The organism is Paenibacillus sp. WC2504, assembly GCF_052682475.1.
In genome coordinates this window covers 1,533,906-1,547,544 of sequence record NZ_JBQZFH010000001.1, presented here as the reverse complement: position 1 = coordinate 1,547,544, position 13,639 = coordinate 1,533,906, and the positions used below count along the sequence as shown (strand labels likewise).

General features: G+C 47.2%; 11 protein-coding genes. 4 read left to right on the top strand and 7 right to left on the bottom strand.

Features of this window, described 5'->3' with window-relative positions; all coding sequences use genetic code 11:
• Nucleotides 1–13: 13 nt before the first annotated feature.
• The 3 genes from ACUN27_RS07065 to ACUN27_RS07055 all read right to left on the bottom strand — a co-directional run bounded on the left by ACUN27_RS07065 (nucleotide 14) and on the right by ACUN27_RS07055 (nucleotide 3,659).
• Nucleotides 14–2,173, bottom strand: a complete 2,160-nt coding sequence (locus tag ACUN27_RS07065) for an AMP-binding protein (RefSeq protein ID WP_315953555.1) — start codon at nucleotides 2,171–2,173, stop codon at nucleotides 14–16.
• A 266-nt stretch (nucleotides 2,174–2,439) separates the two neighbouring features.
• On the bottom strand, nucleotides 2,440–2,817 hold the full coding sequence (locus ACUN27_RS07060) for a VOC family protein (protein ID WP_326061314.1): 378 nt from the start codon (nucleotides 2,815–2,817) through the stop codon (nucleotides 2,440–2,442).
• A gap of 110 nt (nucleotides 2,818–2,927) precedes the next feature.
• The gene (locus ACUN27_RS07055) at nucleotides 2,928–3,659 is read right to left on the bottom strand and encodes a glycerophosphodiester phosphodiesterase (protein WP_326061313.1); all 732 of its coding nucleotides are present in this window, start codon (nucleotides 3,657–3,659) and stop codon (nucleotides 2,928–2,930) included.
• A 291-nt stretch (nucleotides 3,660–3,950) separates the two neighbouring features.
• On the opposite strand from ACUN27_RS07055, the gene ACUN27_RS07050 reads away from it, so the two are divergent.
• The 4 genes from ACUN27_RS07050 to serC all read left to right on the top strand — a co-directional run bounded on the left by ACUN27_RS07050 (nucleotide 3,951) and on the right by serC (nucleotide 8,498).
• Entirely contained in the window at nucleotides 3,951–4,832 is an 882-nt protein-coding gene (locus ACUN27_RS07050; protein ID WP_379170959.1) for a carbohydrate ABC transporter permease, read from the top strand.
• The gene (locus ACUN27_RS07045) at nucleotides 4,829–5,650 is read left to right on the top strand and encodes a carbohydrate ABC transporter permease (protein WP_315953559.1); all 822 of its coding nucleotides are present in this window, start codon (nucleotides 4,829–4,831) and stop codon (nucleotides 5,648–5,650) included. The genes ACUN27_RS07050 and ACUN27_RS07045 overlap by 4 nt, the downstream gene beginning before the upstream one ends.
• An 86-nt stretch (nucleotides 5,651–5,736) precedes the next feature.
• Nucleotides 5,737–7,122 (top strand): ABC transporter substrate-binding protein, encoded by a 1,386-nt coding sequence (locus ACUN27_RS07040; RefSeq protein WP_445558603.1) that lies wholly within the window; start codon nucleotides 5,737–5,739, stop codon nucleotides 7,120–7,122.
• A gap of 281 nt (nucleotides 7,123–7,403) precedes the next feature.
• The gene (gene serC, locus ACUN27_RS07035) at nucleotides 7,404–8,498 is read left to right on the top strand and encodes a 3-phosphoserine/phosphohydroxythreonine transaminase (RefSeq protein ID WP_445558602.1); all 1,095 of its coding nucleotides are present in this window, start codon (nucleotides 7,404–7,406) and stop codon (nucleotides 8,496–8,498) included.
• A gap of 87 nt (nucleotides 8,499–8,585) precedes the next feature.
• On the opposite strand, the gene lpdA is transcribed toward serC, so the two are convergent.
• The 4 genes from lpdA to pdhA are packed head-to-tail and all read right to left on the bottom strand — an operon-like array spanning nucleotide 8,586 to nucleotide 13,469.
• Nucleotides 8,586–10,001: a dihydrolipoyl dehydrogenase gene (lpdA, locus tag ACUN27_RS07030; protein ID WP_127455367.1), complete on the bottom strand. Its 1,416-nt coding sequence runs from the start codon at nucleotides 9,999–10,001 to the stop codon at nucleotides 8,586–8,588.
• Between the two features lie 4 nt (nucleotides 10,002–10,005).
• Complete coding sequence (locus tag ACUN27_RS07025; protein ID WP_326061311.1) at nucleotides 10,006–11,337, bottom strand: dihydrolipoamide acetyltransferase family protein; 1,332 nt, start codon at nucleotides 11,335–11,337, stop codon at nucleotides 10,006–10,008.
• Between the two features lie 32 nt (nucleotides 11,338–11,369).
• Nucleotides 11,370–12,350, bottom strand: a complete 981-nt coding sequence (locus tag ACUN27_RS07020) for an alpha-ketoacid dehydrogenase subunit beta (protein WP_167067864.1) — start codon at nucleotides 12,348–12,350, stop codon at nucleotides 11,370–11,372.
• Between the two features lie 36 nt (nucleotides 12,351–12,386).
• Nucleotides 12,387–13,469 carry a pyruvate dehydrogenase (acetyl-transferring) E1 component subunit alpha gene (gene pdhA, locus ACUN27_RS07015; protein WP_127455364.1) on the bottom strand — a complete coding sequence of 361 codons (1,083 nt, stop codon included), beginning with the start codon at nucleotides 13,467–13,469 and terminating at the stop codon, nucleotides 12,387–12,389.
• Nucleotides 13,470–13,639 lie beyond the last annotated feature (170 nt).

Genomic DNA, 13,639 nt, shown 5'->3' with positions numbered 1-13,639 from the left:
TCATTTCTCTCCCCTAGGATGCATGATGCTCCTCAAGCGCAATTCGCTTAATGGTTACATAGTCTACTTTTCCACTGCCCAAAAGCGGCAATTTCTCTACATATCGCAGCTCCGAAGGCATATAAATCCCCGGATGCCCTTTCTGTTTCATCCATTCTTTAAGAGACTGCAGCTGCATGTCCGGGCTATTGTGGTATACGACAATCCGCTCTCCTTTTCGTGCATCCGGAACAGCAACGGCTGCGCACACGGCTTGATGCGGCAAGCTTGGCAACACGAGTTCTTCGACCATTGGCAGCGACACTTTTTCCCCACCAATCTTGGCAAAAGACTGCATCCTACCCTGAATCGACATGTAGCCTTCGTCATCGATTTGCACAATATCGCCGCAGCTGTACCATTCCGGGCAGGGGACAAAACCCTGACCATGAATCAAATACCCTTTCATCACATTAGGACCTTTGACAAGCAAATTGCCGCCAAGCTCGATGCCATCCACTTTTTCGATTCGAACCTGAATACCTGGCAGCACACGGCCTACGGTTCCTTTTTTAGCATGCATAGGCGTATTGAGCGAAATGACAGGCGCTGTCTCCGTCGTACCGTAACCTTCCAGAATCCGTATGCCGAATTTTTCGGCCCAGGTTTGACGGACTTCCTCTTTCAGCTTCTCGGCGCCAGCCACGACATATTTCAACGCATAGGCAAAATCATAAGCATGAGCCGTTCTCGCGTAAGCCGATAGAAACGTTGACGTACCGAACAAAATAGTAATATTGCGATCGTATACAATCTCTGGAATGACTTTATAATGCAGTGGATTTGGATACATGACCACCTTCATGCCCGAAAGTACCGGCAGTATCGTCCCCGCTGTTAAGCCGAAAGAATGAAACATGGGCATCGCCCCGAGAAGGATATCAGCCGCATTGAAAGCAATCACAGCTTTGGCCTGCTGAAGATTAGAAAAAATATTGCGGTGCGTCAGCACAACCCCCTTCGGTTTGCTTTCACTCCCTGATGTGAAGAGAACAACCTCATTCTCCCCATCCCCGACTGGTCCTCGCACTTTCATCAAGAGATTACGAATTCCTACCCATTTATGTTGAAAAGTTATACTCTCTCTAACCTCTTCAAGATAGATAACCGAGTAAACTTCACTGGCACTGTTGATAAAATCGGATAACCCCGCTTTCTCGATAAAAGCCCGAGACGTAATAATTGTCTTTGCCGAAACGGTTTCACAGGCATCCAGCATGGCGTGTTTTCCTGCAGTATAATTCAGAATCGCCGGTGTAATGCCTAAGCGGAATAAGGAAAATAAAGTCACGACATGCGCCGCCGCATTCGGCAATAGGACAGCTGTTCGCTTCTGGTTACCCAGCAGCTCCTTCAAACGCTCCGCTATCGTATAGCTGCTTAAAAGCAGTTTGCGGTAACTTATCGACGTATCTGATAGGATGTCTTCGCAAATAATTTTGGAAAATCCATGCTGCTTGGCAGCTATGAGCATCTCATTGAATAAATTAAGCTCCGGTTTCATCCGGCTTTCCACCAAATGACTCTGCATTCGGCTGCCGATGAACTCTGTTGCCCGCTCCTTCTGAACTCTTCTCGTCAGCTTTTCATTCACAGGCACTTGAAAAGACTCCCCAATCGTGAAAGTAACGGCCGGAAACCAAATCTGTTTCATTTTGCCACGAAGATACGATAATTTGGAATGCTCCAGTCCGTTAATCGCAATCGGCACCATGTGAGCCTGGGATCTTGACGCAATATATCCAATGCCGCCGTACACCTTCATCATGCTGCCCGTGGTCGATATGCGCCCCTCCGGAAAAATGACAAGCGGCGTACCGCTCTGCACCGTTTTGAGCATTTTCCGTACCGAGTAAGGGTTGAGTGGATCTACTGGAATATGCGAACGGAAATGGAGCGGCCAAGCAAAACGTTTGGCCATTCGTGTATTCACGACAAAGGCCACTTCCTCGGGTAGAATCAACGCTAGCAGAACAGCATCCAACAATGAGACATGGTTAGGAATGAGCACTGTTTTATCTGTAAAATCAAGCCGCTGCATCCCCTTCACTTTTACGCGAAAACTAGCTAGTATGACAGGGCGCAGCAGTGGAAGCAGAAGCTTTAACAGTACAATAAACAACCATTTGATCATGGTGACTCCTCCTAAGCGTTCGCATGGCAAATCTGAGAAAACCTTGGTACAACGTATTAAGCATCCATTTATTTATTGGGCTTCTCTTAATACCAGGTCATAATCCCATTGTATGCATTTGCTGCGATTCTGATAGTACTAACTTTACCTAGTACTACTGTCAACCACCCGCTGGATTCGTACTGCAGCTACCTTTGTTGCCCTCCTCTCCCACTATTAAAAAAGGACCACAGCATCCGTATGCAGCGGTCCCTTTTGCACGTTATTTAATTCGAAACTTCACTTGTTAGTGCTAGTGTATTCCCCTCGGAGTCCCGGAAGAACGCCATCCAGATATTCATATGATCCATTTTTGCAACGACATGTGGTTCGCTAATAAAGGTAACACCACGTTCGATGAAAGCTTCATACGCCTGCTTAATGTCTTCCACCTTATAATAGATGACCGATCCTGGATGATTAAATTCAGGTTTCTCAGGAAGGCTGAGCATCAAACGAATGCCATTGATATCAAAAAAAGCCATTTGCCCAGCATGAAACATAAATTTCATGCCCAAAGTATCGCGATAAAAAGCAACAGCTCTTTCAATATCAACGACAATGACAGAAATTTGCGCTATTTGAGTTAAGATGTTTCCGTTCATACAACTCCCCTTCCAATCCGGTATACCCATATTCTACCATACCAGTATAAGGGACGATAGAACATCCATCTGTTCGTCTGTGATAGAGGAACTAGAGTCTGCTATTTCGATTACTCACCTTTTAATAACGCATTAAGCTTGCCTGGAAAATCCGTAATAATGCCCGAAACGCCAGCATCGATCATCTTCTGAAAATCCCTTACAACGTTCACTGTCCATGGATACGTGGCTAATCCTGCTTCTGCCGCCGATACCCCGTCTTCTTTTTCAAAATGATGATGTTGAGGGTGCAGAGAGTGCACCTCAACCCCGAGTTGCTGGGCATAAGCCGCATGGTCAATCAAGTTGGCGGCATACAGCAGCCCCACTTTTACTTCAGGCTCGGCCAACTTGATCCGCTTAATCACTTTGTGGTCGAAAGAGGAAATAACGACGTCTTCCATCCTGCCGCTTTCACGCAAAAAGGCAAGCAAGGCCTTCTCCATTCGTCCTTCATACGCATGCTTCACTTCCACATTGATGAGGAAGCCACGTGGCACAAGCTCAAAAACCTCACGCAGCAAAGGTACTCTTTCCCCGATGAAATCCTCGGAAAACCATGAACCGGCATCGAGTTCTTTGATTTCATCCCAGTTTTTTTCGCAAATTAGACCAGAACCATTCGTCGTGCGATCCAGTGTACCGTCATGACAAACGACAATTTCGCCGTCTTTCGTCAGGTGAACATCCAATTCAATGCCTTCCGCTCCTTGCTCGAAAGCTAAAGCAAAAGATTTTAATGTATTCTCCGGTGCATCCCCGGCTGCTCCTCTATGACCTATTACAAGTGGTTGTTTGCTCATTATACGTAACACTCTCCTAACTTCATTAACTACTTATACTCAAATTATAGTAGAGCAGCTCCGCTTTTGCCCAGTAAATCTTCGTAAATATTATGTAAACATCGAGATGAAATTAACAAATCATTTAAATCTATTTAACACTGGTCAAATAACAGGACGTTAACCTAATAGAGATCGAACTAGCCTAATATTCTTTATGGAGGACATTGCATGAGTACGCTGGACCAAGATTTAACCTTAACTAATGCACCAAAAAAAATAACAACACGTGCTGAACTCCCCCGTCGTTCTATGTTCTTCTCGAATTGGGCGGAGACGCTGCTTGGTTATATTTTCTTATTTCCGTCATTGCTGCTTTTCGGTGTGTTTCTGTTCTACCCTTTGATTCAAACCTTTTATCTCAGCATGCATGAGACCGATCCCAGAGGCAGGGTGGCTTCCTTTGTCGGCTTCGATAACTTTACGGCTATCTTCACGTCGGAGAAGTTCTATAAAAGCTTGGAGGTCACAGGTTTATTCACCATTCTGACGGTACCGACCAGCATCGCCCTTGCGCTTCTGCTCGCAGCTCTCACACACAATCAGCTGAAAGGGATGCGTTTTTTCCAATTTATTTTCTCGCTTCCTGTCGTTCTGTCTGTAGGAACATCCTCTGTCATCTGGATGATGCTTTTTCATCCTAGCGTCGGCATGCTTAACTACCTGCTGCAGCTTGTAGGTTTAGAGCCTGTGGCTTGGCTAACAGATCCTCGGTGGGCACTGCTTTCCGTCTCCTTGATGACTGTATGGATGAATCTTGGCTTCAATTACATCGTCCTGTTCAGCGGACTTCAAGGCATTCCCGATGAAATCTACGATAGCGCAAAAATCGATGGATCCGGGCCGGTTCGGACGTTTGTGCAAATCATTTTACCCCTGCTTTCACCGACGGTGTTTTTCGTCACGATTGTATCGATTATCGGCGCTTTCCAATCCTTCGGACAGATTCACATTCTGACCAAAGGCGGTCCAATTAACTCGACCGATGTGCTCGTTTATAACTTGTATCAAGATGCTTTCATTAACTTCCGGTTCGGAACTGGAAGCGCGCAGGCCCTTGTTCTGTTCACAATCATCCTGATTTTCACCTTCGTGCAATTCAAAGTGTTCGAAAGGAATGTGCATTATCAATGAACCGTCCCTTACAGAAAACATTTATTTATATCCTATTAGCTATTGCAGCGGCCCTTGTATTGTATCCAATCTTTTACACATTTTCCGCTACGTTCATGACACCAGATGAAGCTTCGGCTTATCCGCCGCGCTTCTTGCCAAGCAGTTTCTATGTGGGCAGTATAGTGGCCGTTTTTCAACTCGTTCCGATAGCCAAATTCATTACAAACAGCTTTATCGTTTCACTAATCATCATGATTGGGCAGCTGATGACCTCTTCGATGGCCGCTTATGCCTTTGCCAATATCCGGTTTAAAGGAAAAGCTTTCATCTTCTCTTTGTTCATGGCGACGATGATGATTCCTTGGGAAGTCACGATCATACCGAATTATCTGACGGTCAAAAAATGGGATTGGCTCGATAGCCTGCAGGGCCTAACGGTTCCTTTCCTGGCAACAGCATTCGGTACCTTCCTGCTGCGCCAATTTTTCCTGCAGCTGCCCAAAGAATTGTTCGAAGCGGCGCGTATCGACGGATGTGGTCACATCCGCATCTTTTTCCGGATTGTACTGCCTTTGGGAAGACCTGCGCTTGCTACACTAGCTGTCTATGCTTTCCTTAATGCATGGAACATGTATCTATGGCCGCTGCTCATTACGAACAGTGAAGCAATGCGAACTGCACAAATCGGCATCGCTATGCTGCAATTTGAAGAGTTAACCGTATGGAACCTCGTCTTGGCAGGCGTAACCATCGTCCTCTTACCATCGCTTATTTTGCTCATCCTTGGTTTAAAGCAGCTCGTCCGTGGACTCACCGCTGGAGCTGTGAAAGGTTAATCTTGTTGGCTGCTCTGACAGGCTATATTAGCTGAATCAGATTTCCATAAATAAAAAAAAGTTAAAAAAGGGAGAGAAACAAATCAATGAAATCCGTAAACATAAGAACTTCCGTTCTCGCAATGACAGCACTCACCATGGTGTTGGCTAGCGCATGCAGCAAAGCAGAAGTAACGCCAGCTAGCAGTACTGCACCTGCAAGTTCAACTGCCGCTTCAGCAGCTCCGACCAAAGCCGCAGAGCCGGTTAAAGTCATCTGGTGGCACTCCATGAGCGGTGAACTTGGCAAAGCTGTCGACAAGCTAGTTGCAGATTTCAATGCTTCCCAGAAAAATGTGCAAGTTGAAGCTGTCTTCCAAGGTACTTACGATGAAAGCTTGAACAAAATGAAAGCTTCCATGGACACAAAAAGCGGCCCATCCCTCATTCAAGTTTACGAGATCGGTTCGCGTTTCATGATCGATTCCAAGGCGATTACACCGGTTCAAAAATTCGTTGATGCCGACAAATTCGACCTTTCCCAACTAGAAGAAAACATTTTGAATTACTACAAAGTTGACGATAAATTGAATTCCATGCCTTTTAACACATCCAACCCAATCCTTTACTACAACAAAGATATGTTCAAAGCCGCTGGTCTAGATCCGGAGAAGCCGCCAACAACGTATGAAGAAGTAGCAAAAGCCGCACAAGCGCTGAGCAAAGACGGTAAAGCCGGTGGATCCTTTGCAATTTACGGTTGGTTCATGGAGCAGTTTTTCGCTGGACAAGGCGCAGAATTCTTGAACAACGGAAACGGTCGTACCGCTGCGGCGACAGAAACACTTTTGAACAATGAAGCAGGCGTTAAAACATTGACTTGGTGGAAGGGAATGGTTGATAACAAATCCCTCATGAACCTTGGTCGTAAAACCGATGATACGAAAAAAGCTTTCCTAGCCGGTCAAATTGCAATGACACTTGATTCTACAGCTTCTTTACGCGGTATAGTTACTGGTGCAGAAGGCAAATTCCAAGTTGGAACAAGCGTTATGCCTAAACCTGCTGATGCCAAAGACGGCGGTGTTGTTGTTGGGGGCGCAAGTCTCTATATCTTGAACAACAAATCCGAAGCTGAGCAAAAAGGCGCATGGGAATTCATCAAATTCTTGACGAATCCGCAAACGCAAGCATGGTGGAACGTGAACACAGGATATTTCCCAATTACGAAAAAAGCTTATGATGAGCAAATTCTTAAAGATAATTTAGCTAAATTCCCGCAATTCCAAACGGCAATCGACCAACTGCACAATACGAAAGCGAACAAAGCAACGCAAGGCGCGGTCATGGGTGTATTCCCAGAAGCTCGTCAACTCGTTGAAACAGCTATCGAAGAAGCACTCACGGGTAAAAAATCACCGAAAGATGCCTTGGATGCAGCTTCAAAAACCATCGCTGAGAAACTAGCCGCTTATAACAAAACAGTAAAATAAAGCATTGACCTTTTCAAACAAGAAGCATATACTTTATTCAACTTCTATATTCGATCGTGCCTATGATGAGAATCCAACTCGGAGGCGTTATCGCCAAGCATGCTTGTTGGATTTAAAGTCATGCTAAGTTAACCGGCACCGCCCGTTACCGCGGAACCAAGTGGAGAAACATGCACATCATGTTTCTTAAATTGGGTGGCACCGCGAGCAAACGCTCCTCGTCCCAATCGGATGAGGAGCGTTTTTTGTTGTCCAAAAATCGGTTACGGGAGGCCATACACATGAACCAAACAAAACGCAGGTACAATTTCAATCCAGGTCCGGCCGCATTACCTTTAGGCGTTCTGGAAGAAGCTCAGCAGCAATTTGTCGATTATGAGGGTAAAGGAATTTCTTTGCTCGAAATGTCGCATAGAAGCAAAACGGTCGAGGAACTGAACCACGAAACGCAGCTCCTCCTACTTTCCCTACTGAATTTGCCCAAAGGATATGAAGTGCTTTTCATGGGTGGTGGGGCAAGCACGCAATTCGCCCTTCTTCCGATGAATTTCCTAAGACCACAGCTAACAGCTAACTATGCTCTAACTGGCAGCTTTGCAGAGAAAGCCTATAAGGAAGCGGCTTATCTTGGTCGCACCCATGTCGTAGCAAGCTCCAAAGAACAAGGTTATCGCGGTATTCCTGCCTGGGACGCACCGGATCTCAGCCCAAATGCTGCCTATGTGCATATCACGATGAACAATACCATCGAAGGATCGCGTTATGCGGAGATACCCGAAGTCGGCGACATCCCTCTCGTTGGCGATATGACCAGCGAAATCCTGAGCCGTAAACTGGATCTCGCGAAGTTCTCCATGATCTATGCCGGCGCACAAAAAAATCTTGGACCCGCTGGTGTCACTGTAGTCGTGATCCGTGAAAGCTGGCTGGAGCAAGCTTCAAGCGAGATTCCGGAAATCATGCGCTACAGCACATTTGCCAAAAACAATTCCCTGTTCAACACGCCTCCCGTCCATGCCATTTATATGACCAATTTGGTGCTCAAATGGACGCAAAAGCAAGGCGGCGTGGAACAATTAGAACGCCATAATCTTGCAAAATCCGGCCTCCTTTATGAGGTCATTGATGCCAGCGGCGGTTTTTACCAGGGCATGATTGATGCAAAAGACCGCTCTCCCATGAATATCACTTGGCGTATGGCTAATGAAGAGCTTGAACGCCGTTTCATCGCGGAATCCGAGACCCATGGCTTTGAGGGCTTGGCCGGACACCGCAGCGTTGGCGGTCTGCGCGCTTCCGCCTACAATGCGGTCCCTCTTGAAGCCTGCCGAGCTTTAGCGGAGTTCATGCTCGATTTTGCCCGCAGAAACGGATAAAAAAAAATAAAAGAGTCCCGTAGAGCGGCTTGCGCCATGCTCTCGGGACTTTTTATCTAAAGGTATTGGAAACCGCTCTGATGATGCTTATTTCCCAAGTTGGTGAATAGGGTGTCCAAGCGCGCCTTCCGCTGCATCCATGATCATTTCTGTCAATGTTGGATGTGCGTGGATCGTAAGGGCGATATCTTCTAGGTTAGCACCCATCTCAACTGCAAGAGCAAGCTCCCCAATCAAGTTCGATGCTTCTGGACCAACAATTTGACCACCAAGCAGTTGGCCTGTTTCTTTGTCGCCGACAAGTTTCACGAAACCTTGACCTGCGTTCAAAGAGTTAGCGCGGCCGTTAGCTGCATAAGGGAATTTCCCGATCGTTACGTTAATCCCCTGAGCTTTTGCTTCCGTTTCGCTCAAGCCTACACCGGCAATTTCCGGATCAGAGAACACAACAGCCGGCATCGCTTTGTAGTCTACGATGCTGGAGTGACCTGCAATCGCTTCTGCCGCCACTTTTGCTTCATAGGAAGCTTTGTGGGCCAGGGAAAGACCAGGCACAACATCGCCAATCGCAAAGATATGCGGAATGCTGGTTCTACCTTGGTTATCAACTTCGATCAAACCACGGTCCGTCATTTTCAAGTTAATCAGATCAAGACCAAGCTCGCCGTCTGTGTTCGGACGACGACCGACAGTTACAAGCACGTAATCAGCGGTTACTTGTTTCTCTTCGCCTTTCACTGTGAACGTTACGGTTACGTCGTTCTCTGTTTTCGTGCAGGATTGTGCCAGCGCTTCTGTATGAACTTCAACGCCAACTTTCTCAAGGTTGCGTGCTACAAGCTTCGTCAAATCTTTCTCGAAGCCTGGCAATACGTGATCTGAACCTTCCAGCACAGTTACTTTCGTACCGAACTTCGCATACGTTTGGCCAAGCTCGATTCCGATGTAGCCGCCGCCGATCACGATCATGCTTTTCGGAACTTCAGGCAAGTTCAAAGCTTCCGTGGAAGAAATGATTCTTCCGCCGAAAGGGAATGCTTTCAGCTCAATCGGACGGGAACCCGTCGCGATAATACAGTGCTTGAAGCGATAACGCGGAGCTTCTGCATCATTGAACACACGTGCTTCGTGCTCGTTGATGAACATCACTTCGCCTTGGAACGTTTGGATCTTGTTGCCTTTGAGCAGCGCGCCAACGCCGCCCGTTTGTTTAGCAACAATGCTGTTTTTCCAAGCTTGTACCTTTGCAAAGTCCACTTTCACGTTCTCTACAGAGATACCCATGCTGTCAGCGTGCTGCGCATGCTCATACGTATGAGCTGCGGAGATCAACGCTTTGGAAGGGATACAGCCGCGGTTCAAGCAGACGCCGCCCCACTCCGATTTATCTACAATAAGGACACTTTGACCAAGTTGAGCTGCGCGAATGGCAGCTACATAACCCCCTGGTCCTGCACCAATAACTAGCAAGTCAATATCAAGAGAAGCATCTCCTACTACCATGTTGTTACACCTCCAAGACGAGAAGCTCTGGATCAGCCAGGAGCTGTTTGATGTAGTTCAAGAAGCTTTGTGCTGTCGCTCCGTCAACGATACGATGATCGAAACTTAAGGAAAGAGCCATCACCGATGCTGCAACGATTTGACCGTTTTTCACGACAGGTTTTTCAGTAATGCGGCCAGCACCCAGGATCGCAACTTCAGGGAAGTTGATAACCGGCGTGAAGAACATACCGCCTACGGAACCAATGTTCGTAATGGAGATTGTGCCACCCTTCATCTCGTTCGGAGTCAACTTGCCATCGCGTCCGCGAGTAGCCAAGTCTTTGATGGAAGAGGCAATCGACCATACATTTTTACGGTCAGCATCATGGATAACAGGTACGAGTAAGCCGTTGTCTGTATCTGTTGCGATACCGATGTTGTAGTACTTTTTGTAGACGATTTCTTGCTTTTCTTCGTCGATCATTGCGTTCAACGCCGGGAATTGACGGCAAGCCGCTACCAATGCTTTCACGATGAAAGGAAGGTAAGTCAACTTCACGCCTTTCTTCTCAGCAAGAGGCTTCGTGCGCTCACGCAGAGCGACTAACGCGCTCACGTCGATTTCGTCCATCAGTGTCACATGCGGTGCCGTGTACACGGATTTCACCATCGCGTTCGCGATGACTTTCCGGATTCCTTTGAACGGAACCCGCTCTTCTACGCGATCGCCCACAGCAACCTGCGTGCTAGCCGCAGGTGCTGCGTTGCCAGCTGCTTCCGTTGCAGCTGGTTCTGCTGCTGCCGGAGCCGCGGCGCTGCCCGCTCCGTTAAAGCCGAGCACGTCCTCGCGTGTTACGCGGCCGTGCTTGCCTGTAGGCGTCACCTCTGCGAGTGTGATGCCTTTTTCTCTTGCAAGCTTGCGCACGCTAGGCGTCGCAAGCACTTCGCGGCCACCAGCGCTTGGCGCTGCTGGCGCAGGTGCTGCTGCAGCTACTGCTGGTGCTGCTGCAGGAGCCTCTGCTACGGCTACCGCTGTAGCAGCAGGTGCCGCTGCGGCCGCAGGCGCAGCGTTGTTGGAGCTGCTGTGATGCATGGACTCAGCCGGCATCTCGCCTGTTACTTCGATTGTCATCACGAGCTCGCCAATCGTACAGATTTGACCGTCTTTGACAGCGACGCTAACGACTTTGCCTTCTACAGGACATGGAACTTCAACAACCGCTTTATCGTTCTGTACTTCCATAAGAATGGTTTCGTCGGTTACGGTGTCACCCGCTTTAACGAGCATCTTAACGATTTCGCCTTCATGTATGCCTTCTCCAAGCTCTGGGAACTTGTATTCAAACAATGCCACGTGTACTACCTCCTGTTACCTTCGACTATGAATTAGAATTCGAGTACTTGTTTAATACCGGCAATAACACTTGCTGGGCTAGGCAACCAAGCATCTTCGATTTGTGCGAACGGATAAACGGTATCCGGAGGCGCAATACGCAGAACTGGAGCTTCCAAGTGCAGGATTGCTTTTTCATTAATTTGAGCAATAACCTCTGCGGCTACTCCAGAAGTTTTTTGTGCTTCTTGTACGATAATCGCACGGTTCGTTTTCTTGATCGAAGCGACAATCGTGTCGATATCAAGCGGAAGCAGAGTACGAAGGTCGATAACCTCAACTTTCACACCTTGAGTTTTTTCGATCTCTTCAGCTGCTTTCACGGATGTATGAACCATTGCTCCGTAAGTAATGATGGTTACGTCAGAACCTTCACGAACAACGTTTGCTTTACCAAGTTCAATGGTGTATTCGCCTTCTGGTACTTCAGCGCGGAATGCGCGGTATAAGTTCAGATGCTCCATGAAGAAGACAGGGTCATTATCGCGAATCGCGGAAATGAGCAAGCCCTTCGCATCGTAAGGGTTGGAAGGAACGACAACTTTAATCCCCGGAGTTTGCACCAATAGACCTTCAAGTGCATCCGTGTGAAGCTCAGCCGCTTTAACGCCGCCGCCGTAAGGCGTACGGAATACGATTGGCGAGTTGTAACGGCCGCCGGAGCGGTAACGCATACGAGCTGCTTGCACGCAAATTTGGTCAAGCGCTTCGTAAATAAAACCTACGAATTGAATCTCAGCAATTGGACGGAAGCCTTGAACGCCAAGACCTACTGCAAGTCCGCCGATAGCAGACTCAGCAAGTGGTGTGTCGAATACGCGGTCTTCGCCGAATTCTTTTTGTAAACCTTCTGTAGCACGGAATACGCCACCAACATGGCCAACGTCTTCGCCGAACAAAATTACATTTGGATCTCTTTCCAGTTCAACGCGCATTGCGTCTTTAATCGCTTGAATCATCGTCATTTGTGCCATGACTTCTCCGTGCCTCCTAAGAGTTTTTGCCAGATTTTATTTATACGCTTGTTTCTGTTCTTCGAGATGGGAAGGTGTAACTTCGAACATGGAATCGATTAAGCCCGGAACTGTCATTTTCTCAGTTTCCTCAGCTTTTTTAATGTGCTCAGCAACAGTTGCTTTTGCTTCTTCTTTCACTTTCGCTTCTTCTTCTTCGCTCCACAGACCTTTTTTGGTCAGGAAAATACGCATGCGCGTAAGCGGATCTTTCGGCTCCCAATCGGATTCCTCGTCTTTGGTACGGTATTTCGTCGTATCGTCGGCCAAGGAGTGAGGACGGTAACGGTACGTCAATGCCTCAATCAATGTAGCGCCTTCGCCTTTGCGGCCTCTTTCAGCAGCTTCAGACACAGCTTGAACAACAGCCAGAACGTCCATACCATCTACTTGCACGCCTTTGATACCTGCAGCAAGTGCTTTATGAGCAACAGAAAGTGCTCCTGTTTGTTTGGAGTAAGGCGTTGTGATCGCATAACCATTGTTTTGTACAAAATAAATGGCAGGCAGCTTAAATGCTCCTGCAAAGTTCAAACCTTCGTAGAAATCTCCTTCAGAGCTTCCTCCGTCCCCAGTGTACGTAATCGCTACACGAGGTTGGTTACGCTTTTTGAATGCCATAGCTACACCAGTTGCGTGCAGAATTTGTGCACCAATGATGATTTGCGGCATAAGAACGTGAACATCCTGCGGAATTTGACCGCCATGTTGGTGTCCGCGGGAATATAGGAATGCCTGGTAAAGCGGAAGTCCGTGCCATACGAGCTGCGGCATATCGCGGTAACCCGGGCAAATAAAGTCATCTTTATTTAAAGCAAATTCACTACCGATCATGGAAGCTTCTTGTCCGGATACCGGCGCATAGAAACCAAGACGTCCTTGACGACCGAGATTAACGGCTCTTTCGTCCCAAACACGTGTGAATACCATTCTTCTCATTAACTCTCTTAATTGGTCATCGCTAAGTTTAGGCATTTTGTCGGGATTTACAACTGTGCCGTCTGGAGCCAGTACTTGTAAAGGCTCAACCTTTTCTGTGGTCACTTCGTAATTTGCTTGGCTGACAAGTGGCTTACTCATACCATTTCACCTCTTATATGATTTTGATGCCTGCTAGCTACACTTCTGTTATAGTATTATTATAAACCTGTTTTTGTGAATTGTACACCGCTATCCTTATGATATATGACCTTTTTTCGTGGAAGCGAATAGTACAGTTTAGGAAAATATATAATACAGTTAACATGAAA

Coding starts and splice junctions, on each gene's coding strand:
- ACUN27_RS07060 (WP_326061314.1), bottom strand. CDS start 2,817: ATGAACGGAAACATCTTAACTCAAATAGCGCAAATTTCTGTCATTGTC.
- ACUN27_RS07020 (WP_167067864.1), bottom strand. CDS start 12,350: ATGGCACAAATGACGATGATTCAAGCGATTAAAGACGCAATGCGCGTT.
- ACUN27_RS07040 (WP_445558603.1), top strand. CDS start 5,737: ATGAAATCCGTAAACATAAGAACTTCCGTTCTCGCAATGACAGCACTC.
- serC (WP_445558602.1), top strand. CDS start 7,404: ATGAACCAAACAAAACGCAGGTACAATTTCAATCCAGGTCCGGCCGCA.
- pdhA (WP_127455364.1), bottom strand. CDS start 13,469: ATGAGTAAGCCACTTGTCAGCCAAGCAAATTACGAAGTGACCACAGAA.
- ACUN27_RS07065 (WP_315953555.1), bottom strand. CDS start 2,173: ATGATCAAATGGTTGTTTATTGTACTGTTAAAGCTTCTGCTTCCACTG.
- lpdA (WP_127455367.1), bottom strand. CDS start 10,001: ATGGTAGTAGGAGATGCTTCTCTTGATATTGACTTGCTAGTTATTGGT.
- ACUN27_RS07055 (WP_326061313.1), bottom strand. CDS start 3,659: ATGAGCAAACAACCACTTGTAATAGGTCATAGAGGAGCAGCCGGGGAT.
- ACUN27_RS07045 (WP_315953559.1), top strand. CDS start 4,829: ATGAACCGTCCCTTACAGAAAACATTTATTTATATCCTATTAGCTATT.
- ACUN27_RS07050 (WP_379170959.1), top strand. CDS start 3,951: ATGTTCTTCTCGAATTGGGCGGAGACGCTGCTTGGTTATATTTTCTTA.